This is a genomic window from Streptomyces sp. NPDC050842, assembly GCF_044456565.1.
Taxonomy (GTDB): domain Bacteria; phylum Actinomycetota; class Actinomycetes; order Streptomycetales; family Streptomycetaceae; genus Streptomyces.
The window spans coordinates 684,949-710,752 of record NZ_JBITGA010000001.1 but is presented as its reverse complement, the minus strand read 5'-3'; the positions used below and the strand labels follow the sequence as shown (position 1 = coordinate 710,752).

The window sequence follows — 25,804 nt, the reverse complement described above, 5'->3', positions numbered from 1 at the left end:
CCCCGCCGTCCCCGCAGAGCGAGTCCCAGGCCCCGCCCCTGTCGCTGCCCTTGTCAAACGCGGCGTCCGGCCCGGAATCGGGCTCGGGCTCGGGCTCGGGCTCGGGCTCGGGCTCGGGCTCGGGCTCGGGCTCGGGCTCGGGCTCGGGCTCGGGCTCGGGCTCGGGCTCGGGCTCGGCAGCAGGCTCAGTCCAGGGGTCCGGTCCGGGCGCCGCGCCCGTCATCTGACCTCTCGGCCCGTCGGCCCCCGTCCGCCGCCCGTACCTCCGTACCGGATCCACCCGGTGCGGAGGTACGGGCGTTCCTGCGCAGGACGCGGGCCTCCCCCGGGCGCAGCGCCGGGCCCGGCACTGTCAGCACCGGGCAGGCCGCGCGGTCCTGGACCGCGCGCAGGACCGGGCGGCGACGCAGCCGCGCGAGGCGGCCCCGGCGCGAAGCGGCGCCGACGACCAGGAGGTCGCCGGGGCGGTCGGCCGCGGCGCGGAGGGCGGCCGCGGGGGCGTCCCTGACGATCCGCCGCTCCACCGCGAGGTCCCCGGGAGCCGCCCCGAGGGCGTCGGCGAAGGCGCTCCACAGCCGGTCCCGGGCGGCCTCGCCCCACAGACGGGCCCAGTCCCGGTCGGGCCTCCGGGCGTACAGCCCCTCCCCTTCCGGCGGCTCCCAGGCCAGCACCGCGAGGAGCGGCACGGACTCGCGGCGGGCCAGGGCGGTCGCGTACCGCAGGGCCGCGAGGGAGGCGAGCGAGCCGCTCACGCCGACGACGACCCGTCGAACGGTCCCCTCGGGAACCGCCTCGCCGCCGGGGTGCGCGTCGCTCACGACGAGCCGCCGCGTATCGCCGTGCGCAGGCCACGGAGCCAGGCTCCGATCGCCAGGGGCCGGGCCTTGCGCTCCTCGGCGCACTGTTGCCACATCCGCTCGTCGCGGTCGGTGAAGTGTCCGGACATCGGTCGTCTCCTTTCCCGTGGGGAGGTGGCCACCAGGCCACTGGACAGGAGTCTGTACTCTGATTGGCCTGGACAGCAGAGCCAATAAGGAGTGATTGGCATGGCAGTGGCACGCGTGGTCCACACAGCGGACCGGACCCTGACGGGCCGCCAGCTCGCGTCGCTCCTCACCCCGCCCGCCGAGGGCCGGTTCGGCTACCGGGAGCTCGCGCGGGCGGTCCGCGAAGCCCTGCTCGACGGGCGGGTGGCGCTGCGCCTGCGGCTCCCGGCGGAGCGCGAGCTCGCGACGGTGCTGCAGGTGAGCCGGACGACCGTGACAGGCGCGTACGACCTGCTACGGGAGAGCGGGTACGCGCACAGCCGCCGCGGCGCCGGAACCTGGACCGCGCTGCCGGACGGTCAGGCGCCGACCCCGCTCGGCGCCTTCCAGGACGACGCCGGGGCCACCATCGACCTCGCCCTGGCCGCGCCGCAGGCCCCGGACGAGCTCGCCGCGGCGCTGGCGTCGGCCGCCGCCGAGCTCCCCCGCTACGCCGGCACGCAGGGCTACCACCCGTACGGACTGTCCGTCCTGCGTGCCGCGGTCGCGGAGCGGTACACGGCCCGCGGCCTGCCGACCCGGCCCGAGCAGATCCTCGTCACCACGGGCGCGCAGCAGGCGCTGTCGCTGGTCCTGACGCTGCTCGGCCGGGCCGGTGACCGGGTGCTCGCCGAGAACCCCTCGTACACGAACGCCCTCGACGCGATGCGCGGCCGCATGCTGCGCATCACCCCGGTGCCGGTGACCGAGACCGGCTGGGACACCGGCCTCGTCGACGCCGCGCTGCGGCAGACCGCGCCACGTCTGGCCTATCTGATCCCCGACTTCCACAATCCGACCGGGCATCTGATGCCGCAGGAGCAGCGCCGGGAGCTGGCGCGGGCCGCGCGGGCCACCGGGACATGGCTCGTGGCCGACGAGACGCTCGCCGACATCGCCCTGGACGTGCCCGCGCCGCCGCCTTTCGCCGCGGCGGCCGGCGGGGGCGACGGCGAGCAGATCGTCTCCGTCGGCTCGCTGAGCAAGAGCTGCTGGGGCGGGCTGCGGGTCGGCTGGGTCCGGGCCGCGTCCCGGGTCGTGACCGAGCTGGCCCGGGTCCGGATCACGGCCGACCTGTCGGGGTCCGTCCTGGACCAGCTGGTCGCGGTCGCCCTGATGGAGCGGCTCGACACGATCGTGCCGCGGCGCCTTGCGGAGCTGCGCCGGCGCCGGGACGCCCTGACGACGGCGCTGGCCCGGCACGTGCCCGACTGGCGCTGGACGGAGCCGGCGGGCGGGATGTGCCTGTGGATCGACCTGGGCCGCCCGGTCGCCTCCTCCGTCTCGGCCCGCGCCCTGCGGCACGGGGTGCGGGTGGAGGGCGGCGCGCGGTTCGGGGTGGATCCGGGGACGCACGAGCACCGGCTGCGGATCCCGTTCACGCTGCCGGAGGACGTGTACGAGCCGGCCGCCGAGCGGCTCGCGGCGGCTCTCGACGGGGCTCCGGGACGGTTCGCCGACCCGGCGCTGCCGGACTGGGTGGCCTGAGGCCGCATGCCCCAGGCCCCATCAGGCCGCTGGCCGCTGGTCGGACCCGCGGCCGCCCTATATTCGCGTGCCCCACATCGGTGGTCCGTGTACGGTCCAACGAGTGGAACCACTGACCGACAAAGAGATCCGCTCGTCCTTCGTGAACTGCACGAAGGGTGAGGCGGCACGACTCAAGCTGCCGCTCGACTTCGCCGAACTCCCCTGGGAGGAACTGGACTTCCTCGGATGGGTCGACCCGGGCGCGCCGCTGCGCGCACACCTGGTCGTCCCCCGTGAGGACGGGCCGCTCGGCGTGACCCTGCGGGTCCCGGCCACCGGCCGGACCAGCGCCGTGAGGTCCAGCATGTGCCAGGTCTGTCTGACCGCGCACGCCTCCTCGGGCGTGACGCTCCTCGTCGCACCGCTCGCCGGGGTCCGCGGTCGCGAGGGGAACACGGTCGGCATCTACCTCTGCGCCGACCTCGCGTGCTCCCTCTACGTCCGGGGCAAGCGGCAACCGAAGCTGCGCGCCGGGCGCCAGGAGGAGTCCCTCACCGTGGACGAGCGGATCGCACGGACGACGGCCAACCTGGACGCCTTCGTCGGCCGGGTGACGGCCGTTTGACCGCCGGTTCCGGGGCCCGCTCGCGCGGGGCCCCGGGACGGGCGGAAGGCTCAGCGGAACGCCTGCTCGCCGGTGAGCGCCTTGCCGATGACCAGGGAGTGGACCTCGCTCGTACCCTCGTAGGTGAGCACCGACTCCAGGTTGTTGGCGTGGCGCAGCACCGGGTATTCCAGCGTGATGCCGTTGGCGCCGAGGATCGTGCGGCACTCGCGGGCGATCGCGATGGCCTCCCGTACGTTGTTCAGCTTGCCCACGCTGATCTGTTCGGCCGTGATCGCGCCCGCGTCCTTGAGGCGGCCGAGGTGGAGGGCGAGCAGCATGCCCTTGCCGAGCTCGACCGCCATGTCGGCGAGCTTCTGCTGGGTCAGCTGGTAGGAGGCGAGCGAGCGGGCGAAGACGGTCCGGTCGCGGGCGTAGGAGACGGCCGTCTCCAGGCAGTCGCGGGCGGCGCCGAGGGCGCCGAAGACGATGCCGAATCGGGCTTCGTTGAGGCAGCCGAGCGGGCCGGAGAGGCCGCGGGCGTCGGGGAGCATCGCGTCGGCCGGGAGGCGCACGTCCTCCAGGACCAGTTCGCTGGTGACGCTCGCCCGCAGGGAGAGCTTCATCTTGATCTCCGGGGCGCTGAAGCCGGGGGTGCCCGCCGGGACGAGGAAGCCGCGGACGCCGTCCTCGGTGCGCGCCCAGACGACGGCGACATCGGCCACGGAGCCGTTGGTGATCCACATCTTGGTGCCGTTGAGCACCCAGTCCGAGCCGTCGCGCTTGGCGTTGGTGCGCATCGCCCCGGGGTCCGAGCCGGCGTCGGGCTCGGTGAGGCCGAAGCAGCCGATGTACTCGCCCGCCGCCATCTTCGGCAGCCAGCGCTGCTTCTGCTCCTCGGAGCCGTACTTCCAGATCGCGTACATGGCGAGGGAGCCCTGGACGGAGACGAGGGAGCGCAGTCCGGAGTCGACGGCCTCCAGCTCCAGGCAGGCGAGGCCGTACGCGACGGAGTTGGTGCCGGCGCAGCCGTACCCCTCCAGGTGCATGCCCAGGACGCCGATGCCGCCGAGGGTGCGGGCGAGCTCGCGGGCCGGGATCTCGCCCTTCTCGAACCAGTCGGCGACGTGCGGCCGCAGCTCGCGGTCGGCGACGGCGCGCACGGTCCGGCGGATCTCGCGCTCCTCGTCGGTGAGCAGGCCGTCGATGGCGAGCAGGTCGAAGGGGTGGACGGGAGTGGACGGCGACTTCACGGACGGCCTCCTGTGACGGGCGACTGACGACTGTGCGACTCGGCGAGCCGAAGCGTAGCGTCAGATCGGATATTGGATCCAGTATGGAAAATCCGATCGGCGGGCCGTACCGTCTCGGTCATCCGACATCCGACATCCGACGGGATCCGACATACGACAGGATCCGACGGCCGGCATCGCCTGGCGAGGGAGAAGCGGCATGCGCGCAGACCACGAGGGCACACCGGGCGCCGCCGCGGCGGGTGCCCTGGACGGGATCGTCGTCGCCGACTTCGGCCGGGTCCTCGCGGGGCCGTACATGACGATGCTCCTCGCCGACCTGGGCGCGGACGTCATCAAGATCGAGCGGCCTGGCTCCGGGGACGACACCCGCGCGTGGGGGCCGCCGTTCGCCGGCGGCGAGGCCACGTACTTCCTCGGGGTGAACCGCAACAAGCGCTCCGTCTCGCTCGACCTGACGGATCCGGAGGACCTGGCGACGGCGCGGGCCATCGTCGACCGCGCGGACGTCCTGGTGGAGAACTTCCGGCCGGGCACGATGGAGAAGCTGGGGCTCGGGTACGAGGACGTGCGCGCGGGCAATCCCGGGCTCGTCTACTGCTCGGTGACCGGCTTCGGCACCGCCGAAGGCGCCCGACTGCCCGGCTACGACCTGCTCGTGCAGGCCATGGGCGGCCTGATGAGCGTGACGGGCGAGCCGGAGGGCCCGGGGACCAAGGCGGGCGTCGCCCTCGTCGACGTCATCACCGGCCTCCACGCGGGCCTCGGGGTCCTCGCCGCGCTCCGGCACCGCGAGCGCACCGGCGAGGGCCAGCGCGTCGAGGTCTCCCTGCTCACCTCGCTCCTCTCGGCGCTCACCAACCAGGCCGCCGCCCACCTCGGGGCGGGGGTCGTCCCGCGCGCGATGGGCAACAGGCACCCGAGCATCGCGCCGTACGAGGTCTTCGAGGCCCAGGACCGGCCGCTGGTCCTCGCGGTCGGCAACGACCGCCAGTTCCGCGCCCTCTGTGAGCGGCTCGGCCGGCGGGAGCTCGCCGAGGACCCTCGTTTCGCGACCAACACGGCCCGCGTCGCGCACCGCGAGGAGCTGGTCGAGGAGCTGTCCGGGCCGCTCGGTACGCGCACGGCCGACGGCTGGTTCGAGGAGTTGACGGCCGCCGGGGTGCCCTGCGGCCCCATCAACGACCTGGCCGCCGCCTTCGACCTCGCCGACCGGCTGGGGCTCGACCCGCACGTCCCCGAGCCGGCGGCCGGCCCCGGTCAGGTCGCCAACCCGATCCGGCTCGGCGCCACCCCGCCCTCGTACCGAGGTGCTCCCCCGCGCCTGGGCGAACACACGGACGCGCTGCTCGCGGCGCTCGGTCGGCCCGCGCGTACGCCCTGATCCATAGGAAGATGGTGGTCACCGGCGAGGGGAAGCGGCCGGTGGGCGACATCGGGAACGGAAGGTCACAGGCGATGAGCAGCGCGGTGCAGAAACGGCGGCCGCAGACCGCCCAGCAGTTCGTCCTGGAGGAACTGCGGCGCGCCATCACCAGCGGGGAGCTCAAGCCGGGCGACCAGATCCGTCAGGACGCGCTGGCGGCGCGGTTCGACGTGAGCCGCGTCCCGCTCCGCGAGGCGCTCAAGGCCCTGGAGGCCGAAGGCCTGGTCGTGCACCACATACACCGGGGGTACTTCGTCGCGGAGCTCTCGCTCGCCGACCTGGAGGAGATCTACCGGATCCGGGAGCTCCTGGAGACGGAAGCGGTGCGGATGGCCGTGCGCCGCATGCCGGACGGCACGGTCGAGGCGCTCGAAGCCATCCAGCGCGAGGTGGAGCGGGCAGCCGGGGACGGGGACGTGCCGGCGATGGCGGCCGCGAACAGGCGCTTCCACTTCACCCTGATCGAGGCGTCCGGGATGCCGCGCCTGGTCCGCCTCATCGCGACCCTGTGGGACTCCACCGACGCGTACCGCTCGCTCTACTACACGGAGACCTCGCACCGCGAACAGGCCGTCCACGAGCACCGCGCCGTGCTCTCGGCGCTGCTCCACGGCGACGAGCACGCAGCCGTGCAGTGGCTCGACGAGCACCGCGCCCACGCGGTGGCGGCCCTCCGCGAGGTCCTGGACCTGGACCGGGGCTGACGGCCGGTCGGGCCGCCCCGCCCCTGACGCGCCGTGGCCTAGGGGGTGTCTTGTCGATCAGGCCGGATCAGGGAGCGGCGCCTGGTGCGGTGCGTCGCAAGGCGCCGGAGCGTCCTCATAGCGGAGCTATGTGGGCGTTTCGGCAACGCGGCGAGGTGCCGTGCCAGACGCCGCGAGCCCGGTCTGATCGGCAAGGCACCCCCTCGCGACTTACCCTGTCGCCGGACGCGAGGAGGAACCATGGCGCGGATGCCGTCGGCCGAACGACGCACGCAGCTCGTCGAGGCGGCGATCAGGGCGATGACCAGGGACGGTGTCGCGCGGACGACCACGCGGTCGATCTGCGCCGAGGCGGGCGTCTCGCTGAGCGTCTTCCACTACTGCTTCGACTCGAAGCAGGCGCTGCTCGAAGCCGCGATCGAGACGATCACCGGCAACTACGTCGCCCGGGTGAAGTCGGCGGTCGAGCCGAGGGCCACGCTGCGCGAGACCGTGCGGGCCGGGCTGCAGACGTACTGGGACCACGTCACCGCGCATCCCGGTGAGCACATGTTGACGTACGACCTCACCCAGTACGCCCTGCGCGAGCCGGGGTTCGAGCATCTGGCGCGTGCCCAGTACGAGCAGTACGTGGCGTCGGCGGCCGCCCTGATCGAGCAGGTGGGCGTCGTGCGCGGGGCGGACCCCCGGGTGCCGGTGGAGGTGCTGGCGCGGTATCTGGCGGCGGCGATCGACGGGCTCACCCTCCAGTTCCTGGTCCTGGGCGACAAGCAAGTCGCCGATGACCAGCTCGACATGACGGCTGATCAGCTGGTGGCCCTGATCGACGGCTGAAAGCCTACCGGTCGGTCTACCCGTCGGTCACTTCGCCAACAGGTCGTTTGTCCCGGACTCTTGACTCACTGGCTCGACACCGCGATTCTCGGGGCGCCCGGCACACCCCCACCGACCGGAGGCATCGCCGACCATGATTCGACCCTCACCGCGAAGGACCGGCGGCAGATCCGCCCTCCTCGCCCTGTTCCTCGCCCTCGCCGCGCTCCTGTTCGGATCGGGACCGGTCCCCGCGGCCGCCGCCGGATCCGCCACCGGTACGTGGTGGGAGCCGACGTCCCGGCCCGCACCGGACTCCGGGATCAACGTCACCGGTGCGCCGTTCGCCGGGACCGACGCCCAGGGGAAGGTGCGCGGGTTCGTCGACGCGCACAACCACCTGATGTCCAACGAAGGCTTCGGCGGCCGGCTCATCTGCGGTCAGACGTTCTCCACGGCGGGCATCGCCGACGCGCTCAAGGACTGCCCCGAGCACTACCCGGACGGCAGGGGCGCGCTCTTCGAGAACATCACCGGCGGCGCGGACGGCACGCACGACCCGGTCGGCTGGCCCTCGTTCAAGGACTGGCCCGCCAACAACTCCCTGACCCACCAGCAGAACTACTACGCCTGGGTCGAGCGCGCCTGGCGCGGCGGGCAGCGCGTCCTCGTCAACGACCTGGTGACGAACGGCCTGATCTGCTCGATCCTGCCCCGGGACCGCGGCTGTGACGAGATGGAGTCGATCCGCCTCCAGGCCAAGAAGACGTACGAGCTCCAGGCCTACGTCGACGGCATGTACGGAGGCCCCGGAAAGGGCTGGTTCCGGATCGTCACCGACTCCGCCCAGGCCCGCTCGGTGATCGAGCAGGGCAAGCTCGCCGTCGTCCTCGGCGTCGAGACCTCGGAGCCGTTCGGCTGCAAGCAGATCCTCGACGTCGCCCAGTGCGACAAGGCCGACATCGACCGCGGCCTCGACGAGCTGTACGGGCTCGGCGTGCGCAGCATGTTCCTGTGCCACAAGTTCGACAACGCGCTGTGCGGCGTGCGTTTCGACTCCGGAACCATCGGGGCGGCCGTCAACATCGGCCAGTTCCTGTCCACCGGGACCTTCTGGGCCACGGAGCAGTGCGCGGGCCCGCAGCACGACAATCCGATCGGCCTGGCCGCCGCGCCCGTGATGGCCCAGAAGCTGCCGGCCGGGGTGAGCGTGCCCTCGTACGCCTCCGACGCCAAATGCAACACCCGGGGCCTCACCAGGCTCGGCGAACACGCCCTGCGGGGCATGATCGACCGGGGCATGATGCTGGAGCTGGACCACATGAGCGTCAAGGCCGCCGGCCGCGCGCTCGACATCCTGGAGTCCCAGGAGTACCCGGGCGTCCTCTCCACCCACAGCTGGATGGACCTCGACTGGACCGAGCGGCTCTACCGTCTCGGCGGCTTCGTCGCCCAGTACATGCACGGTGCCGAGGGCTTCATCGGCGAGGCGGGCCAGAAGGCGGACCTCCGCGAGAAGTACGGGGTCGGTCTCGGCTACGGCACGGACATGAACGGCGTCGGAGGCTGGCCGGGTCCGGTCGGCCCGGACGCGCCGAACGCCGTGAAGTACCCCTTCCGCAGCGCCGACGGCGGCACGATGATCGACCGTCAGGTCACGGGCGAGCGCACGTGGGACCTCAACACCGACGGCGCCGCGCACAACGGCCTGGTCCCGGACTGGATCGAGCAGATCCGGCTCAGCGGCGGCCAGGGCGTCGTGGACGAGCTGGCCTCCGGCGCGGAGTCGTACCTGACCACGTGGAAGTCGACCGAGAAGCACGAGCCGGGGATCAACCTCGCCTCGGGCGCGGCGACTTCGGCGAGCTCGGCGGAGTGGCACCCGTTCACCAGCTACGCACCGGGCCGTGCCGTCGACGGTGACACGGGCACGCGCTGGGCGAGCAACTGGTCGGACGGGCAGTGGCTCCAGATGGACCTCGGCTCCGTGCACCGGGTGGGCAAGGTCACCCTCGACTGGGAGCGGGCCTACGCGCGGGAGTACCGCATCGAGCTGTCGGAGAACGGCACGGACTGGCGGACGGCGTGGTCCACGGACGCCGGTGACGGCGGCTACGACACGGCGGAGTTCGCTTCGCAGTCCGCGCGGTACGTACGGATCCAGGGGGTGCGGCGCGCGACCCAGTGGGGCTACTCGCTCCACGAGGTCGCGGTGCACCGCACCTGACGCTCGTCGCGACCCGGCTCAACTCCCCGTGGTGCCCGTCCAGTCGGCGGGCACCCGGGCGAGCCGGACGCGCTGGGGGTGGTCGCCGACATCGACGGTGGCCACCCTCCGGCCGGTGGCGAAGTCGATCGCCGTCACCCGGTCGGCGCCGCTCTCGGAGACGACACAGGACTTTCCGTCGCCGCTGACGGTCGCCCAGTAGGGCTTGGACACCTCGACGAGCGGACCCTGCCGGAGGCTCTCCCGGTCGACGACGGTGGCGTAGTCGTCCATCGTTCCTGCGACGCACAGCTTGGCCCCGTCGGGGCTGATCGACAGGCCGTGGTGGCGCGAGTCGTTGACCCACTTGGTGCGGTCGGGGTCGGTCGACGGGCTGCCGGGGAGGTACTTGGCCCGGGTGATCCGGTCGGTGGCGATGTCGTACTCCAGGAACCCGCTGAGGAACGAGACCTGGAAGTACAGCTTCTTCTCGTCCGGGGTGAAGACGAGCGGCCGTACGGCGTCGGAGAGGTCGTCGCGGCCGAAGGCGTCGAGGCGGGTGCGCATGTCGATCACCCGGACGGTCTCGAAGGTGCGGGCGTCGACGACGGTGATGCGCCGGTCGCCCTTCGTCCAGTCGAGCCAGGGCGCGTCGAGGGCGGTGGTGACCTCGCCGATGGACATGTTCCACAGCCGGCCGTCGGAGGTGAAGACGTTCTCGTGAGGCTTGTCGCCGGTTGCGAAGGAGCCGAGCTGACGGCCCGTGGCGATGTCGAGGACGTGCACCGTGTTCGCCGTGGAGGCGGAGACGGCGACCCGGGTGCCGTCGGGCGAGACGGCCATGTGGTCGGCGCGGTAACCGGCCACGGGGAAGCGCCAGTTGATCCGCCCGGTGCGCAGGTCGAGGGAGACCACGTCGGCGAAGCTGGGGCGGGAGACGACCATGGCGGAGCCGTCGGGGGTCGCGTACATGTCGTCGACGAACTGGTCGTGCCCCTCCCCCGGTCCGCTGCGGACGCCGAGGAAGAAGGCGAGCTTGACGGGGTTCAGATAGATCTCCCGCAGCCGCTCCTCCCGGTCGGGGACGACGTTCAGCCGTCCGATGCGGCGGAAGTCGCCGCGGGACTCGATGACGTCGGCCGTACCGTCCCAGTTGTTGCCGACGAACATCACCTCGCGCAGCCCGGCGGGGGCGCCGCCCGGGGTCGTTCCCGTGGCGGCCGTTCCGGTGGCACCGGTCGTCGCGAGGAGGGCGAGGGCCAGCGCGAGGGCGCCGCCGAAACGGCGGCGGCGGGATGTGCGAGGGGAGGGCATGAGGGGTCCTTCTTCCTTCTCGGAACCGCGACTTACCCGAAGTAACCATGTACATGACACCTCCGGCAAGCCCCTGTCCGACCCTCGTTCGCCACCCCCTCACACCAGGACTACGTCCGGTGCGGGACCATGGAGTCCGGAACGCAGAAGGGACGGAACGGACGATGAGGAACCGCAGTGTCGCGGACCTGATGACGCCGGCCGCGGTCGCGGTGCAGCGGGGGACGTCATTCAAGGAGATCGCGCGGCTCCTCGACGAGTACGGCATCACCGCGGTCCCCGTCGTCGACGACGAGAACCGACCCGTGGGCGTCGTCTCCGAGGCGGACCTGTTGCGACGGCACACCGCGAAGGACGGCCCGAGCACGGCCGAGGCGATGATGTCGAGCCCGGTCCTGACGGCCCGCCCGTCGTGGACGGCGGTCGAGGCGGCCCGGCTGATGGAGCGGCACCGCGTGAAGCGGCTGCCGGTGGTGGACTCGGACGGCCGGCTCATCGGCGTGCTGAGCCGGAGCGACCTCCTCCAGCTGTTCCTGCGGCGGGACCGGTCGATCCAGGAGGAGATCCGGGAGGACGTCGTCGTCCGTATCCTGCGCCTCTCCCCCGCCGCCGTGCACATCGACGTCGACGAGGGCGTGGTGACGCTCAGCGGCACCCTGGACAGCGCGGACACCGCGCCGATCCTGGTCCGGCTGTGCGAGACGGTGGACGGCGTCGTCGAGGTCGTGGACCGGCTCGCGTACGAGGACGGCGACGGCGCCGCTTAGCGGGGATCCGGCCGGGCGGTGCCCGTCCGGCCGGATCCCCGGGGCGGGTGGCGACTCCGTCAGGAGATCGGAGGATCAGGGGTCAGAAGACCTGGGATCAGGAGACCGCCTCCGGCCAGCCGTATCCGGGACCGGTGTGCCGGGGCACGGTATCCGCACCCACCGCCTCCATCTCCCGGTTGGCCTCCCGCATGAGTTTGCCGGCCAGGTCCTTCATGGCCCGGCTCGCGGCGAGCTCGTCGCCGATCGCCGGGACGTCCACGTCCGACGGGTTGCAGCGGGCGGTGCCGTGGCCCGTGATGGTCGAGGTGCCGGTGCTCAGGCGCGCCTCGGCGTCCGTCCTGCCGCTCTCCTCGACCAGTTCCAGGCCGACCGTCCACTCCAGGGTGCGTGTCATGGTCTGCCTCCTCGCGCATGGCTACTACCAGCATCCACCGGCCCGCGCCTCCGCGCGCGGGGGCGCGGGCCGGCGACCCCGAACCCCGTCAGGGCGCGCGGAAGAGGCGAGGGAAGCGGGGCGCGAGCCAGGGCTTGCGCCCCCAGCCGAGGGCCTTGCCCCGGGCGATCACGGGCCACGGGTCGAGCCTCCCCAGGGCCAGCAGGTGGAAGGCGACCGGATCGGTGAGGATCGTGCAGTCCGGGCGGACGGGCGGTTCGTGGGCGACCCGGACCTCGCCGTCCGTGACGGTGACGCCGAAGGCCGGGCCGCCCCGGAGCCGTACCGCGAAGGCCGCGGTCAGACCGGCGACGGCGGCCGGGTCGGCCACCCTCGGCATCGCGACGAACATGAAGGGGAGGGTGAGGGCGACCCGGCGGGCGTCGACCATGTGGGGGCGGCCCAGGGCGAGGGCCAGGTCGTAGCCGTGGCCGAGCATGTGGGTCAGCAGGTACGAGCCGAGGACGGCCGGGCCCATCGTGCCGAGCGGGGTGACGAGCACCTCGTCCGGATGGCGCCGTTCGACCGCGTCCAGGAAGGCTTCGGCCTGCACCGTGATCATGTCGGCGAGGAGGGCCGGGTCGCGCTCGGCGAATCCGGCGAGGGCGCGTTCGTTGGCCTCGGCCAGGCCGCCGGGGGTGCCGTCGCCGTAGGGACACTCGTGACCGGCGGCGAGGTCCGCCATGAGGCCGTTCACCTGGGCCAGGTGCGCGGCGGCCTCGCCGACCGTCCAGACGGACCGGGGAACCGGCAGACCACCGCGGTGCCCGGCGCCCCCGGCCTGCGGCGCGCGCAGGACCTTCGCGATGTCCTCGGCGGTTCCGCGTATCGCCTCGGCGAGATCCTCGGTAAGTACCGCGGTCGTTCGCTGCACCCTCTCCACCCCTCCCAGGACGCCGGCAACTCCCCCGTTGCGGAGTACCGGTCGGTGAGGGACCGTACCAGGGGTAAGCCCACGCGGCGCCGATCTTCACGCGGACCCCACGTTGCATGACCATGCAGGATGATGCATACTCTTCCCATGTCTAAGGTCCTCACCTCCCTTCCCGCCGGCGAGCGCGTCGGCATCGCCTTCTCGGGCGGCCTCGACACCTCGGTCGCGGTCGCGTGGATGCGCGACAAGGGCGCCGTCCCGTGCACCTACACCGCCGACATCGGCCAGTACGACGAGCCCGACATCGCCTCGGTGCCCGGCCGTGCGAAGACGTACGGCGCCGAGATCGCCCGCCTGGTCGACTGCCGCGCCGCGCTGGTCGAGGAAGGCCTGGCCGCGCTCACCTGCGGTGCGTTCCACATCCGCTCGGGCGGGCGTGCCTACTTCAACACCACGCCGCTCGGCCGCGCCGTCACCGGCACGCTGCTGGTCCGCGCCATGCTCGAGGACGACGTCCAGATCTGGGGCGACGGCTCGACGTTCAAGGGCAACGACATCGAGCGGTTCTACCGGTACGGCCTGCTGGCCAACCCGCACCTGCGGATCTACAAGCCGTGGCTCGACGCGGACTTCGTGACCGAGCTCGGCGGCCGCAAGGAGATGTCGGAGTGGCTCGTCGCCCACGACCTCCCCTACCGGGACAGCACGGAGAAGGCGTACTCCACCGACGCCAACATCTGGGGCGCCACGCACGAGGCGAAGACCCTGGAGCACCTGAACACCGGTGTGGAGACGGTCGAGCCCATCATGGGCGTCCGCTTCTGGGACCCGTCGGTCGAGATCGCCGCCGAGGACGTCACGATCGGCTTCGACCAGGGCCGTCCCGTGACCATCAACGGCAAGGAGTTCTCCTCCCCCGTCGACCTGGTGATGGAGGCCAACGCCATCGGCGGCCGCCACGGCATGGGCATGTCGGACCAGATCGAGAACCGGATCATCGAGGCCAAGAGCCGCGGCATCTACGAGGCGCCCGGCATGGCCCTGCTGCACGCGGCCTACGAGCGGCTCGTCAACGCGATCCACAACGAGGACACCCTCGCCCAGTACCACAACGAGGGCCGGCGTCTCGGCCGTCTCATGTACGAGGGCCGCTGGCTGGACCCGCAGGCCCTCATGGTCCGCGAGTCGCTCCAGCGCTGGGTCGGCGCGGCCGTCACCGGCGAGGTGACGCTGCGGCTGCGGCGCGGCGAGGACTACTCGATCCTCGACACGACGGGCCCGGCGTTCAGCTACCACCCGGACAAGCTCTCCATGGAGCGCACCGAGGACTCGGCGTTCGGCCCGGTGGACCGGATCGGCCAGCTCACCATGCGGAACCTCGACATCGCCGACTCCCGCGCCAAGCTGGAGCAGTACGCCGTCCTCGGCCTGATCGGCACGGGCAGCCCCGCCATCGGCGCCGCCCAGGCGGCCGCGACCGGCCTGATCGGCACCCTGACGGAGCTGCCGGAGGGCGGCGCCGAGGCGATCGCCTCCCGGGGCGAGGTCTCCGACGACGACGAGATGCTCGACCGCGCGGCGATGGAGATGGGCACGGACTAGCCGTCCGCCCCTTCGGGCACAGGAAAGGCCGGCTCGGCGCGCACAGCGCCGAGCCGGCCTTTCCGGCGTCACGGGACTCCTTGCGTCACGGGAAGCCCTGCGTCACGGGACGTCCTGCGTCAAAGGTCGCCCTCAGCCCGCGGCAGGCGCCTCGTCCACGACCAGGACGATCTTGCCCGTGGTGCGGTCGGTCTCACCGAGGGCGTGGGCCTTGGCGGCGTCGGCGAGCGGGAAGACGGCCTCGACGTGGGCGCGCAGGGCGCCGGACCCGACGAGTTCGGCGACGGCCTTCATGCCTGCCTGGTCGGCCTCCACGAGCAGGGTCTCCACGCGCACTCCGCGCGCCGCGGCCTTCGTCGCCTCGTCCGGGTCGGTGCCCGGGAGGAGGGAGACGAGGACGCCGCCGGGGCGCAGGACGCCGAGGGAGCGGACACGGGTGTCCCCGGAGACCGGGTCGAGGACCACGTCGACGTCCCCGACGACCTCGGCGAAGTCGACCGATCGGTAGTCGATCACCTCGTCCGCGCCGAGGGAGCGGACGAAGTCGTGCTTGGCGGCGCTCGCGGTGCCGATGACGTACGCGCCGCGGGACTTGGCGATCTGGACGGCGAGGTGTCCGACGCCGCCGGCGGCCGCGTGGACGAGGACCCGCTGTCCGGGGCCGACCTGGGCGGTGTCGACGATCGCCTGGTACGCGGTGAGGGCGGCGAGCGGGAGGGCTCCGGCCTGGACGTGGTCGACGTCGGCCGGCTTGTGCGCGAAGGCGCGGGCGGGGCCGGTCACGTACTCGGCGTGCGAGCCGACGCCGTACGGGTAGGGCAGCATCCCGAAGACCTCGTCGCCCGGCTTGAAGAGGGTCACGCCGTAACCGACGGCCTCCACGACTCCGGAGACGTCCCAGCCGAGGACGAGCGGCAGATGGTCGAGGAACAGGCCGGCGGAACGGTGCTTCCAGTCGGTCGGGTTGACGCCGGCCGCGCGGACGGCGACGAGGATCTGGTTCAGGCCGGGCTCGGGCCGCGGGACCACGACCTCCTGGAGCACGTCGGGGGTGCCGTGGACGGTCTGGCTCATGGCGCGCATGGTGCGGTGATTCGTCATGCCCACCAGCGTCGTCGGCCGCCCCGCGGCGTACCATGGCATGATTGCCATCTTTCGACAGGATTCTGCCATGACCGTCAGGGGAAACCGCCATCGTGTCGTCGTCCTCGCCCTGGACGGGGTGTACCCGTTCGAGCTGGGGATCCCGAATCGGGTGTTCGGTGCCACGCCGGAGTTCTACGAGGTCGTGACCTGCTCGGTGGACGGCCTGCCCGTCCGGACCAACGCCGACTTCTCGGTGACCGTCGCGCACGGCCCGGAGGTGCTGCGCGCGGCCGACACGGTGGTGCTGCCGCCCTTCGACCTGTCGCTCCTCACCCGCGAGGTACCGCCGGCGGTCGCCGAGGCGCTCGCGTCCGTGCCCCCGGGGGCCCGGCTGGTCTCCATCTGCACGGGCGCGTTCGTGCTGGCCGCGGCCGGGATGCTGGACGGCCGTCCCGCCACCACGCACTGGGCGCTCGTGGACACCTTCCGCTCGTGGTTCCCGCAGGTGGCGCTCGACCCGGACGTCCTCTTCGTCGACGACGGGTCCGTCCTGACCTCGGCGGGCGCCGCCTCGGGGGTGGACGTCTGCCTCCATCTCGTACGGAAGGACCACGGCGCCGCCGTCGCCAACCGGGTCGCGCGCATGTGCGTCGCACCGCCGTGGCGGGACGGCGGGCAGGCGCAGTACATCGAGCAGCCGGTCCCCGAGGCGACGGCGAACGACACCTCGGCGACCCGGCAGTGGGCGCTGGAGCGGCTGCACGAACCGCTCGCCCTGAGCGAGCTCGCCGGGCACGCCCGGATGAGCCTGCGCACGTTCGCCCGGCGGTTCGACGAGGAGGTCGGCATGAGCCCGGGGCGGTGGCTGATCCAGCAGCGGGTGTCCCGCGCCCGGCAGTTGCTCGAAACGACCGACCTGGCCGTGGACGACATCGCCGGACAGGTCGGCTTCGCCACCGGCACCTCACTGCGCCAGCACCTGCACGCCGCCATCGGCGTCACCCCGCTCGCCTACCGGCGCACCTTCCGCGGTGTGCCCGTGGCCTGAGCCCCCTCACCCTCCCCCCGATCGGCTCAGCCGCCGGCCGCCTCGCGGGCGATCCGGTCGAACTGCGCACCCATGGCCTCGGAGAGCGCCCGGGCCGCCGACAGGGGCCGGACCATGACGGTCAGGTCGTCGATCTTCCCGTCCTCGTCGACGTGGAGGAAGTCGCAGCCGTGGATCTGCTTCCCGGCGACGGTCGCGGTGAAGACGAGGGCGTGGTCGCGGCCGTCGGGGTTCGCGATCTCCCGGACGTACGTGAAGTCCTCGAAGACGCGCATCACGCCGCGGAGGATCGCGGCGGTCATCGCGCGGCCCGCGTACGGCGCGAACGCCACCGGGCTGGTGAAGACGACGTCCTCGGCGAGCAGCGCCTCCAGGGCGTCCGGGTCACGGTCCTCGACGGCCTTGCGGAACGGGTGCATGGACCCTCCTCACATACACGTACTCAATAAGTTGAATAGGTGAGTCGGAGGCTATGCCCGGACGGTGCGGCTGTCCAGCGGCCAGGCGCGTGGGGCGGGTGGGATAGCGTGCGGTGGTTGATTCGCACGTGCGACGCCCGGGCGAGGGCGGGAAGCAAACAGGGGGCGGGGATGAGCGATTCGGCATGGGCCCGGTTCCGGCGGCACCGATGGCTGCCGCAGGCGACGCTGGTCCTGCTGCTCGTGGCACTGACGGCGGGCTTCGCCCTCGTGCGGGGCGAGCAGCGCCACCGGCACAACGAGGACGCGCTGGCCCGGGCGTGCGGCGGGGCGCTGCCCCGCGAGGACGCGGCGGAGCTGCTGGCCGACGACGCCTGGTGGACGCTGCGGACCGGACCCGGGCCGCGGGGCCTCGTGTCGTGCACCGTCGGCGGGGACGGCGACGGCGACCCGTGGTTCACCGTGACGGCGGAGCCGGTCCTGGACCCGCCGCTGAAGAGCGTCCGGGTGGACGACGTCGTGAGCCGCACCCCGTACGAGGAACTGCCGGACTGGGCCGAGGAGCACAAGCGCGCGGACCAGCGCGTCACGGTCCCCTGCCCGAGCGGCCTGCCGGGGTACGCCCGCCCGGCCACGTCGTTCCGGGTGCACGCCTCGACGGACAGCCCGGCGAGCGAATGGCTCGGCACGCTCGTCGCCGCCGTCGCCGAGGACGTACGCACGAGCGGGCGTTGCGGCGGGAAGCCGGTACGGGACACCGACGTGCGACAGGTCTCCCCGTCCGCGCAGGAGGCGGCGCCGGACGCGCCGCCCGCGGAGTGCGCCTGGTTCCGCCCGGCGCTGCTCGGCCCCGCTCTGAAGGGCGCCGAGCAGTCGGCCTACGGGGCCACCCACGCCTGGGCCAGGGCCTGTTCCACGACCCTCTCGAAGCCGGGGGGCGGTGTGGTGGTGAGCTCCGCGAGCTGGTGGGGCGAGGTCCTGCCGGAAGTGCGTACCGAGTACGGGCACGAGCTCGCCCTGGCCGGGCGCGACGGACAGCCGGCCGCCGGGGCCAAGACGTACGAACTCGCGGTCTGGGCCGAGGCCCGGTGCGCGGGCGGCCGGACCCTGCACCGTCTCGGCCTGGAGGGAGCGGACCGCGATCTGCTCCTCTCCCGCGCCGATGCGCTCCTCGCGCGCTACCTCGACGCGTCGGGCGACTGCGGTGACACGAAGGTGCTCGGAAAGGTGTGGGGATGAGCGAGGAGACCGTGGAGCCCGTGGAGCAGGAGCTGGACCGGATACGCCGACGGCGGCGGATCCGGCTCGCGGCGGGCCTGACGGCCGGCGCGGCCGTGGTGGCGGGCGGCCTGTTCTGGCTGTCGGGCGGTTTGCAGGCCTGGCTCGACGACCGCGCCCTGGACTCGGCGTGCGACGGCACGTTGGCGGCCGATCCGGTGCGGGAGCTGGTCGGCGGGGCCGGGGTGACGGCGGAGGTGAGGACGGGCAGGAGCTTCTGGCAGTGCCGGGTGAGCGAAGCCGATGAGGAGTACGAGGAGGACGGCCGTATCGACCTGCGCGTGACGGTGAGCGACGCGCGGGACCACTTCGCCACGGTGGACGCGACACGCACCGACGCGCCACTTGGCCACGGGTGGACCGGTGGCTTCGCGTTCGACCCCGACCGGGAGGACCGGGGCGAGGCGTCCGCCACCGTCCTGCTCGACTGCGGCGGCACACGGGGCGGCGGCCTCGTCGCGGAGGCACGCGCCAGGATCGACCGGGCCGACTTCGGCCGCCCGGAGGCCCGGACGGGGCTCACCGCGGTGCTGACCCGGACGGCGACGGCCTACGCCCGGCAGCAGGAGGGGTGCGAGGTCACCGAGGGCGCGCCGGTGCGGAAGGTCGACACCTCCGTGAACGCCTGGGACCACGAGCCCTTCGCGTCGGTGTCGGGCAGCTGCGCCGGAATCGTCGACCCGCGGACCTCCGCACGCTGGGGGGTCCGGACGGCCGTCGAGACCGCGCCGGGACCGAAGCCGGTCGAGGGCTGCACCCTGGGCGGCCTGCGGGGCGCACCGCTGTACACGTTCACCGCGACGTACGGCCCCGCACTGGAGCGCAGCACGCGGAACCTCCTCGACGACGTGACCGACCAACGGGCGGGCGACGCCCCGGACGGTCGCTACATCCTGTGGGCGGAGTGCCGCGGCGCGGTGGACCGAGCCGCCTACGTCGTCGCACCGGTGGGCGGCGAACGCGGCCGCACCACCGACCTCGCCCTCGACCACGCGGGCCTCCGCACCGCCCTGTCGGCCTTCGCCGACCGCTCGGCGAAGGCCCACGGCTGCACGGTCACGGTCGACTAGGGGGCGTCCGGCGGGACGCGCGACCGGTCCGGGGGGCGGAGTCGATTACCTGCCGGGTCATCGACCCTGTCGCGGCGGAAAGCCACGATCATCCGCGTACGGAGCAGGAACCGACCGGAAGGACGCAAGCCATGACCGCGTACGCCATCGCGAAGCTGTACAACGGGACCCCGCATGCCGAGGTCGTCGAGTACATCGAGCGCATCCCCGCCACCTTCGAGCCGTACGGCGGCCGCTTCCTCGTGCACGGGACGACGCACGAAGTGAAGGAGGGCGACTGGTCCGGACCGGTGGTGATGATCGGGTTCCCCGGGATCGCCGAGGCGCGGGCCTGGTGGGACTCGCCGGCGTACCAGGAGATCTCGCCGCTGAGGTCCCGTCACTTGGACGGCGACATCATTCTGGTCGAGGGCGTCCCCGCGGACTACGACCCGGCGGCCACCGCGAAGGCCATGCTGGAGGCCATGCCCGCCGATTAGGCGGATGCGTCCGGATCACCGGTGCTGCGACAGGGACGGTCCGCCGACGCTGTCGACGGACCGTCCCTGAGGATCGAGACTCTCAGCGGATTCGATGCGGGTGTCGAACACCGCGATGCCGACGCTGCCCACCGGGGTGGCGACGGTCGGGTTCGGTGGGGCGCCGGCGAGTGCTCCTGCTCGCGGTGATGGCGGGAGCGGCCTTCCTCGTACTCGACGGGTACGCGGACCTGGCCGCAGCCGTCACCTCGGACGCCCCTGTGCGGTGACGCCATGGGGTGCCTTCCTGCGACCGAACTCGTCGGCTGGCCGATCTCCCGCGTGGTGCTGTAATCGAAGGGGCTGCCCCGGACGATCGGACAAGGCGGGAGAGGGTGTGATGGGCCGCTCTCAGGATGCGGACCGCTCGGCGGGCCCGGCGCTCGACAAGGCCGTGCTGGACGCCGTGTTCTCGGAGTTCCCCTTCGGGCTGCACGTGCTGGACCCGGACCTTCGGGTCGTACGGTTCCGGCCCAGCGCACGGTTCGCCCGGCTCTTCCCGCTCGGGGACGTGACCGGACAGCCGCTGATCGAGGTACTGCGGCGCCTCCGCATCCAGGATGCCGAGGCCGCCGAGCGGGCAGCGAGACGGGTTCTGGACACGGGGCAGCCCGCACGGGACATCGAGATGCCGGTCCGGAATCCCGGGGACGCCCACCGCGACGCCATGCTGTCCGTCTCCTGGTTCCGCCTGCACGACGAGGAGGGTGCCGTACTGGGCCTGGCGGCCGTGGCCCTCGACGTCACGCAGCGGCATCGGGCGCAGGAGCGTCTGCGCCTGCTCGACGAGGCCGGCGCCCGCTTCGGAGCCACCTTGGACGTCCTCGGCATCGGCCGGGAACTCGCCTCCGTCGCCGTACCGGACCTCGCGGACATCGTCACCGTGGACGTCATCGACTCGGTGCTGCGCGGCGACGCGCCCGTACCCGGCCCGGCTGCCCGGAACCTGCCTCTCCGTCGTGTGGGACGCGCCGACGGCGACGACCGGCAGCGGGGTGGCGCGGCGGTGGGTCAGATGAGCGACGTCTCGTTGAGTCCGGCGTACCAGCAGGCTCTGGCCGACCTGCGGCCGCGCCTGGTCACCAGCCTGGCCGCGGGCCGGGCGTGGGCCGGTGAGGAGCCGGAGCTGCGGGAGCGTCTCCTGTCGGCCGGGGTGCAGTCCCTGATGATCGTTCCGCTGTCCGCCAGGGACGTCGTCCTCGGACTGGCCTGCTTCTACCGGCTGCACGGGCCGCCCGCGTACGAGCAGGACGATCTCACGTTCGCCGTCCAGCTGACGGACCGCGCCGCGCTCTGTCTGGACAACGCGCGGCTGTACGCCCGGGAGACGTCCGCCGCCCGCGTCCTCCAGCTGGGGCTGCGGCCGCCCGAGGTCCCCTGGCAGTCCGCGGTGGAGACCGCGCACAGCTATCTGCCGTCGGGCGCCGCCGGGGACTGGTTCGATGTCATCCCGCTGTCCGGGGCGCGTGTCGCGCTCGTCGTGGGAGACACCGCCGGGCGGACCCTTCACGCGGTGGCCGCGATGGGAGAGCTGCGCGCCGCGATCGGCGCCCTCTCGGATCTCGACCTGCCGCCCGACGAGCTGCTGGAGCGTCTGCACGGCCTCGTCACGCGCCTCGGTGGTGCGATGGGCGGGTTCGCGGAGGGCGGTCCCGAGGACGGGCCCATGCGCGCCAGCTGCCTCATCGTGGTGTACGACCCGGTCACGGGAGTGTGCGTCATGTCGACGGCCGGTCATCCCCCGCCGGTCGTCGCCTACCCGGACGGCAGGATGGAGCTCGTCGACATCCCCGACGGACCGGCTCTGGGGCAGGGTGTCGCCCGGTACACGGCGGTGCGGCGAACCCTCCCCGAGGACAGCGTCCTCGTCCTCTACAACACGGCACTTCGCGAGGCCGCCCCTCAGGCCACCACGGACGAGCGGCTCGACCGCCTGCGTGACGAGCTGCGGACCGAGGGCCGGAGTCTGCAGGCCGCGTGCGACGCCCTCCTCGGGATCCTCACCGCCCGGCTCTCGCGGCACGACGCGGTCCTGCTGCTCGCCCGCACGCGCCTCCTGGACTCCGAGCACGTGGCCACATGGCAGCTGGTCAACGAACCGGCGACCGTCGCGGCCGCCCGCGGGCTCGTCTCCGAGCGCCTCACGTCCTGGGGCCTCGGCGAACTCGCCTTCACCACCCAACTCGTCGTCAGCGAGCTCGTCACCAACGCGGTCCGCTACGCGACGGGCCCGATCGAGCTGCGCCTGATCCGGGACCGGGCTCTCATCTGCGAGGTCACCGACGACAGCAGCACGGCGCCCCAGCTCCGGTACGCCGACGACACGGACGAAGGCGGGCGGGGGCTCTACATCACCGCGCAGATCACCCAGCGGTGGGGGCACCGGCCCACACCGCGAGGCAAGACGATCTGGACGGAGCAGGAGCTGCCCTGACGGGTCGGGGCGGCTCCGGTGATCAGGGAGTGACGATGGCGAAGTCCGGGTCGAAGTCGTCGAGCAGTCCGGCCAGGGTCTGGAGCACGGTCTCGTCCCCCTGCAGCGTGATCTTCCCCGCCCGTGCCAGCTGCGGGGCGCCCGCCGGCTTGAGGAGGGTCGAGACGAGGGCCGCCTTGGGACCGGTCACCGTGAGCTGTGTGTCGGGCGAGGGGCCGCGGCGGGCGTTGAGGACGCCTCGGCGGACCCACATCGTCCACGTCTCCTCGGCCCCGGCGTCCGCGAAGCGGAAGTCGACGCGGAAGTCGGCGGCGGCGGCCTTGTCGCCGATGAGGTGGACGGCGACGTAGTCGAAGAGGATGTCGATCGGCATGGCCAGGATCGAGTCCGGGCTGGCCGTGGCGAACGCCGCCGGCACGACGCCCTCCCGGAGTTCCTTGGCCGCGGTGAGGAAGATGCCGCGCCACTGGGGCCCTTCGGCCTGGTAGCCCAGCTGCTCGTAGGCGTCGGCCTGCAGGTTCCTCGCCTCGGTGTGCTCCGGGTCGGCGAACACCAGGGCGTGCAGGATCTGGGCGGCCCACCGGTAGTCGCCCGCGTCGAACGCGCGGCGCCCTTCGGCGAGGATCCTCTCGGGACCGATCAGGTCGGTGAGGCGGCGGGCCGTCTCGACCGGGGGGTGCGGGTGGAGGGAGACGGGATCGCCGTCCCACATGCCGAGTTCCTTGGTGAACACGGCGCGGACGTCGTGGTGGAGCGTGCCGTGGTAGCCGCGGTTGAACCACTTGCGGTCCAGCTCCTCGGGCAGCTCGACCACCTCGGCCGCCTCCAGCGGCGTGTATCCCTTGTTCGCGAGCCGGAGCGCCTGGTCGTGGATGTACTTGTACGTGTCGCGCTGCGACTCCAGGAACGAGGTGACCTGTTCGTTGCCCCAGACCGGCCAGGTGTGCGGTCCGTAGTGCACCTCGGCCTCGTCGCCCCACCGTTCCAGGGTCTCGTCGAGGTAGCGGGCGAAGTTGCGGGCGTCTCGGGTCCGCGCACCGCGGAGCGTCTGGATGTTGTGGAGGGAGTGGTTGGCGTTCTCCGCGCACGTGAGCGCCCCCAGCTGCGGGATCCAGATGTGCATCTCCTCGGGCGCCTCGGTGTCCGGGGCGTAGAGGAACTCGAACTCCAGGCCGCCCAGTTCGCGTTTCTCGCCGGTCTTCGTGACCGGGTCGGTCGGCGAGATGTACGAGACGGTGACGCCCGGCACGGTGGAGATGCCGATGCCGCAGGTGACGCAGCCGGTCTCGCCTTGGTCGAGCAGGCTGTTGAAGGCGTACGACGCCCGCCGTGACATGGCGTTGCCCGCGATCACGTTCTCGCCGATCGCGTGCTTGTCGAAGGAGGCGACGGTGCCCGGCGCGATGATGGGCACCTTGCCCGAGGCGACGTCCTCGACGCTCACGACGCCCTTGACCCCGCCGTAGTGGTCGATGTGGGTGTGGGTGTAGACGACGGCGGCGACGGGCTTGTCGCTGACGTGCTCCCGGATCATGCCCATGGCCTGGGTGGCGGCCTCGACGGAGGCCATGCAGTCGACGACGACCAGACCCGTCTCGCCCTCGATGACGGTGAGGTTCGCGATGTCGTTGTTGCGTACCTGGTAGACGCCGTCGACCACCTTGTAGAGGCCGCCCTTCCGGATCAGCTGCGACTGCCGCCACAGACTCGGGTTCACCGTGTCAGGGGCGGGTACGTCGTCGCCGATGTAGTCGAACCGCGCCGCGTCGAAGATCACCCGGCCGTCCCCGCCGTACAGCTTGTCGGGCAGCGGAGCGAGGAAACCGCGGTCCCGGTCGGCGAAGTCCTGCCGGTCCTCCATCGCGTACCGGGAGAGCGCCTCCCGGTTGACGGCCGCGGTCGCGGCGCTGGCGGGCTTGGACGAGTCGACCATGGTCTTCCTCTCCGTCACGGGCGACGCCGGCGGTTTCCGGCCTGCCCTGGCTTCGAGCCTCGGGCAGGGGTCGTCGGTCGGCGAGACGGGTTCGCCCGTTCGGGTGCACCCGGATGTACGCCGACCGCCGACCGCCCGCCCGCGCCGCTCCCGCCGACGCCCGGGCCGGGTCAGTGCTTCAGCAGGGCACAGACGAAGTCCTCCTGGACGGCGCGGACCTTGGCCAGCAGGTCCGGCTTGACGCTCTTGCTGGTCTGGGTGGTGATCGAGAACGTGAGGGCCCGCTTGCCGTCCGCCGTGCCGACCGCGAGCTGCGTGTAGCCCGGGAAGTTGCCGGTGTGGCCGTAGACCGTGCCACAGCGTGTCGTGTAGCGGAAGATCGCCAGTCCGCCCGCGTTGACGCCGGGGCCCGCGGGCTCCGAGGCGGCACCGGGGATGAAGGTCCGCTGCTGGCGGCGCGTCTCTTCCTTCAGGAAGCCGCGTCCGCCGGCCCAGGCGCGGACGAAGGCGCTGAGGTCCTTCGGCGTCGAGACGATGCCGCCGGAGGCCCAGACGCCCGACGCGCTGAGGACCTCGCTGATGTCCTCCGGCGGGGCGGGCGGCGTCACGTCATAGCCGTGCAGGTACGGCCTCGGCAGCCGGTAGCCCTGGGGGAGACTGGTCTGCCGCAGGTCGAGGGGCCGGTACACGAGCTCGTCGAGCAGCCGCTCGTACGGCTGTCCCGTGACCGCCTCGGCCATCAGCGCGACGGCGATATTGTCGGAGTTCGAGTACTCGTACCTCGATCCCGGCGGGAACAGCAGCTCCTTGTCGGCGACGAATTCGAGCAGCCGGCGGGAGTCGAACCGGTGCCTGGGGTCTTCCCGCAGGATGTCGAGGAACGCCGGCGCCGTCGAGAAGTCGGGCAGCCCGCTGGTGTGGCTGAGCAGCTGGCGGAGCGACACCTGGTGCCATGCGGCGGGCTGTGACGGCAGGAGCTCGCCGATCGTGTCGTCGAGGTCCAGCTTGTGCCGGTCCACCAGGCGCAGGGCGACCGCACCGCTGAAGGCCTTGGCGACGCTCGCGATCCGCATGTGGTCGGACGCACGGGGCGGACGGCCGGTCCTGATGTCGGAGACGCCCGCCCGGTAGGCCGACGTCCGGTCGCCCTGCCGCAGCAGCGCGATCACTCCGGGCGGCCCTCCCGCCGTACGGACGAGGTCGTTCAGTTGCTTCTGCAGGGCCTTGTCGTGGGGGGCCGGCGTGCCCGTGGCCTGTGCGGGCTGGACCAGGGCGCCGAGCACCGCGGACGCGGCCAGGCCGGCGAGGGACAGCCGTAGACGTGCGCGCGAGCGGGAACGGATGGGGGTGGGTGCCGCCACAGGAGCTCCTTCACGATGACGCCGGGCGGACGTGCACCCGGTTCCAGGGGGTCCGCACCAGCTTCGGACGCACCGCCGGGACCCGCCTGCCCGATGCGCCATCCGGCCCAGACGCCGTGTGGCCCGTGGGTGCCGTGGCGTGGCGGGTGGGGCGTGGGCCATC

Annotated in this window: 23 protein-coding genes; 13 read left to right on the top strand and 10 right to left on the bottom strand. The window is 72.5% G+C overall.

The features are described 5' to 3' along the window. Positions 1-185 precede the first annotated feature (185 nt). Positions 186-818, bottom strand: coding sequence for a universal stress protein (locus ACIBG6_RS03180; protein ID WP_399220752.1), 633 nt, complete (start codon positions 816-818; stop codon positions 186-188). Then, on the bottom strand, positions 815-946 hold the full coding sequence (locus tag ACIBG6_RS03175) for a hypothetical protein (protein ID WP_399220751.1): 132 nt from the start codon (positions 944-946) through the stop codon (positions 815-817). Before ACIBG6_RS03175 ends, ACIBG6_RS03180 begins: the two co-directional genes overlap by 4 nt. A gap of 100 nt (positions 947-1,046) precedes the next feature. Between ACIBG6_RS03175 and ACIBG6_RS03170 the strand changes: the two genes are divergently transcribed. Together ACIBG6_RS03170 and ACIBG6_RS03165 are read left to right on the top strand one after the other, a co-directional pair. Next, a complete protein-coding gene (locus ACIBG6_RS03170; protein WP_399220750.1) occupies positions 1,047-2,513 on the top strand; it encodes a PLP-dependent aminotransferase family protein in 1,467 nt (488 codons plus the stop codon). 103 nt (positions 2,514-2,616) lie between these two features. After that, complete coding sequence (locus ACIBG6_RS03165) at positions 2,617-3,120, top strand: FBP domain-containing protein (protein ID WP_399220749.1); 504 nt, start codon at positions 2,617-2,619, stop codon at positions 3,118-3,120. A 50-nt stretch (positions 3,121-3,170) separates the two neighbouring features. Here the strand turns inward: ACIBG6_RS03165 and ACIBG6_RS03160 are convergent, their stop codons facing one another. Further along, positions 3,171-4,352: an acyl-CoA dehydrogenase family protein gene (locus tag ACIBG6_RS03160; RefSeq protein ID WP_399220748.1), complete on the bottom strand. Its 1,182-nt coding sequence runs from the start codon at positions 4,350-4,352 to the stop codon at positions 3,171-3,173. A gap of 199 nt (positions 4,353-4,551) precedes the next feature. Between ACIBG6_RS03160 and ACIBG6_RS03155 the strand changes: the two genes are divergently transcribed. The 4 genes from ACIBG6_RS03155 (at position 4,552) to ACIBG6_RS03140 (ending at position 9,522) form a co-directional block, all read left to right on the top strand. Then, a complete protein-coding gene (locus ACIBG6_RS03155) occupies positions 4,552-5,736 on the top strand; it encodes a CaiB/BaiF CoA transferase family protein (RefSeq protein WP_399220746.1) in 1,185 nt (394 codons plus the stop codon). Positions 5,737-5,810: 74 nt separating this feature from the next. Then, on the top strand, positions 5,811-6,482 hold the full coding sequence (locus tag ACIBG6_RS03150) for a GntR family transcriptional regulator (protein ID WP_399220745.1): 672 nt from the start codon (positions 5,811-5,813) through the stop codon (positions 6,480-6,482). A gap of 240 nt (positions 6,483-6,722) precedes the next feature. Then, a complete protein-coding gene (locus ACIBG6_RS03145) occupies positions 6,723-7,316 on the top strand; it encodes a TetR/AcrR family transcriptional regulator (protein ID WP_399220744.1) in 594 nt (197 codons plus the stop codon). A 133-nt stretch (positions 7,317-7,449) separates the two neighbouring features. Continuing rightward, positions 7,450-9,522 (top strand): discoidin domain-containing protein, encoded by a 2,073-nt coding sequence (locus ACIBG6_RS03140; protein WP_399220743.1) that lies wholly within the window; start codon positions 7,450-7,452, stop codon positions 9,520-9,522. Between the two features lie 18 nt (positions 9,523-9,540). On the opposite strand, the gene ACIBG6_RS03135 is transcribed toward ACIBG6_RS03140, so the two are convergent. Beyond that, a complete protein-coding gene (locus ACIBG6_RS03135; RefSeq protein WP_399220742.1) occupies positions 9,541-10,815 on the bottom strand; it encodes a YncE family protein in 1,275 nt (424 codons plus the stop codon). Positions 10,816-10,979: 164 nt separating this feature from the next. Between ACIBG6_RS03135 and ACIBG6_RS03130 the strand changes: the two genes are divergently transcribed. Further along, the gene (locus ACIBG6_RS03130) at positions 10,980-11,582 is read left to right on the top strand and encodes a CBS domain-containing protein (RefSeq protein WP_399220741.1); all 603 of its coding nucleotides are present in this window, start codon (positions 10,980-10,982) and stop codon (positions 11,580-11,582) included. 97 nt (positions 11,583-11,679) lie between these two features. Here the strand turns inward: ACIBG6_RS03130 and ACIBG6_RS03125 are convergent, their stop codons facing one another. Next, positions 11,680-11,979 (bottom strand): DUF1876 domain-containing protein, encoded by a 300-nt coding sequence (locus tag ACIBG6_RS03125; RefSeq protein WP_399220740.1) that lies wholly within the window; start codon positions 11,977-11,979, stop codon positions 11,680-11,682. 88 nt (positions 11,980-12,067) lie between these two features. Continuing rightward, complete coding sequence (locus ACIBG6_RS03120) at positions 12,068-12,892, bottom strand: maleylpyruvate isomerase family mycothiol-dependent enzyme (RefSeq protein ID WP_399220738.1); 825 nt, start codon at positions 12,890-12,892, stop codon at positions 12,068-12,070. 147 nt (positions 12,893-13,039) lie between these two features. On the opposite strand from ACIBG6_RS03120, the gene argG reads away from it, so the two are divergent. Next, the gene (argG, locus tag ACIBG6_RS03115; RefSeq protein WP_399220737.1) at positions 13,040-14,494 is read left to right on the top strand and encodes an argininosuccinate synthase; all 1,455 of its coding nucleotides are present in this window, start codon (positions 13,040-13,042) and stop codon (positions 14,492-14,494) included. Positions 14,495-14,626: 132 nt separating this feature from the next. Here argG and ACIBG6_RS03110 read toward each other — a convergent pair whose 3' ends face one another. After that, on the bottom strand, positions 14,627-15,595 hold the full coding sequence (locus tag ACIBG6_RS03110; RefSeq protein WP_399220736.1) for an NADP-dependent oxidoreductase: 969 nt from the start codon (positions 15,593-15,595) through the stop codon (positions 14,627-14,629). Between the two features lie 70 nt (positions 15,596-15,665). On the opposite strand from ACIBG6_RS03110, the gene ACIBG6_RS03105 reads away from it, so the two are divergent. Then, positions 15,666-16,628: a GlxA family transcriptional regulator gene (locus ACIBG6_RS03105; protein ID WP_399220734.1), complete on the top strand. Its 963-nt coding sequence runs from the start codon at positions 15,666-15,668 to the stop codon at positions 16,626-16,628. A 26-nt stretch (positions 16,629-16,654) separates the two neighbouring features. Here ACIBG6_RS03105 and ACIBG6_RS03100 read toward each other — a convergent pair whose 3' ends face one another. After that, on the bottom strand, positions 16,655-17,047 hold the full coding sequence (locus tag ACIBG6_RS03100) for a nuclear transport factor 2 family protein (protein WP_399220732.1): 393 nt from the start codon (positions 17,045-17,047) through the stop codon (positions 16,655-16,657). A 171-nt stretch (positions 17,048-17,218) separates the two neighbouring features. Here ACIBG6_RS03100 and ACIBG6_RS03095 point away from each other — a divergent pair, with 171 nt between their 5' ends. From ACIBG6_RS03095 to ACIBG6_RS03080, 4 genes are all read left to right on the top strand, one after another. After that, complete coding sequence (locus tag ACIBG6_RS03095) at positions 17,219-18,286, top strand: hypothetical protein (RefSeq protein ID WP_399220731.1); 1,068 nt, start codon at positions 17,219-17,221, stop codon at positions 18,284-18,286. After that, positions 18,283-19,395 (top strand): hypothetical protein, encoded by a 1,113-nt coding sequence (locus ACIBG6_RS03090; protein ID WP_399220730.1) that lies wholly within the window; start codon positions 18,283-18,285, stop codon positions 19,393-19,395. The genes ACIBG6_RS03095 and ACIBG6_RS03090 overlap by 4 nt, the downstream gene beginning before the upstream one ends. Positions 19,396-19,526: 131 nt before the next feature. After that, positions 19,527-19,874, top strand: coding sequence for a DUF1330 domain-containing protein (locus ACIBG6_RS03085; RefSeq protein ID WP_399220729.1), 348 nt, complete (start codon positions 19,527-19,529; stop codon positions 19,872-19,874). A 379-nt stretch (positions 19,875-20,253) separates the two neighbouring features. Further along, positions 20,254-22,347 carry a SpoIIE family protein phosphatase gene (locus tag ACIBG6_RS03080; protein ID WP_399220728.1) on the top strand — a complete coding sequence of 698 codons (2,094 nt, stop codon included), beginning with the start codon at positions 20,254-20,256 and terminating at the stop codon, positions 22,345-22,347. A 22-nt stretch (positions 22,348-22,369) separates the two neighbouring features. Here the strand turns inward: ACIBG6_RS03080 and ACIBG6_RS03075 are convergent, their stop codons facing one another. Both ACIBG6_RS03075 and ACIBG6_RS03070 read right to left on the bottom strand, forming a co-directional pair. Beyond that, the gene (locus ACIBG6_RS03075) at positions 22,370-24,280 is read right to left on the bottom strand and encodes an alkyl/aryl-sulfatase (RefSeq protein WP_399220727.1); all 1,911 of its coding nucleotides are present in this window, start codon (positions 24,278-24,280) and stop codon (positions 22,370-22,372) included. Between the two features lie 170 nt (positions 24,281-24,450). Beyond that, complete coding sequence (locus ACIBG6_RS03070) at positions 24,451-25,641, bottom strand: serine hydrolase domain-containing protein (protein ID WP_399220726.1); 1,191 nt, start codon at positions 25,639-25,641, stop codon at positions 24,451-24,453. Between the last annotated feature and the right edge of the window lie 163 nt (positions 25,642-25,804).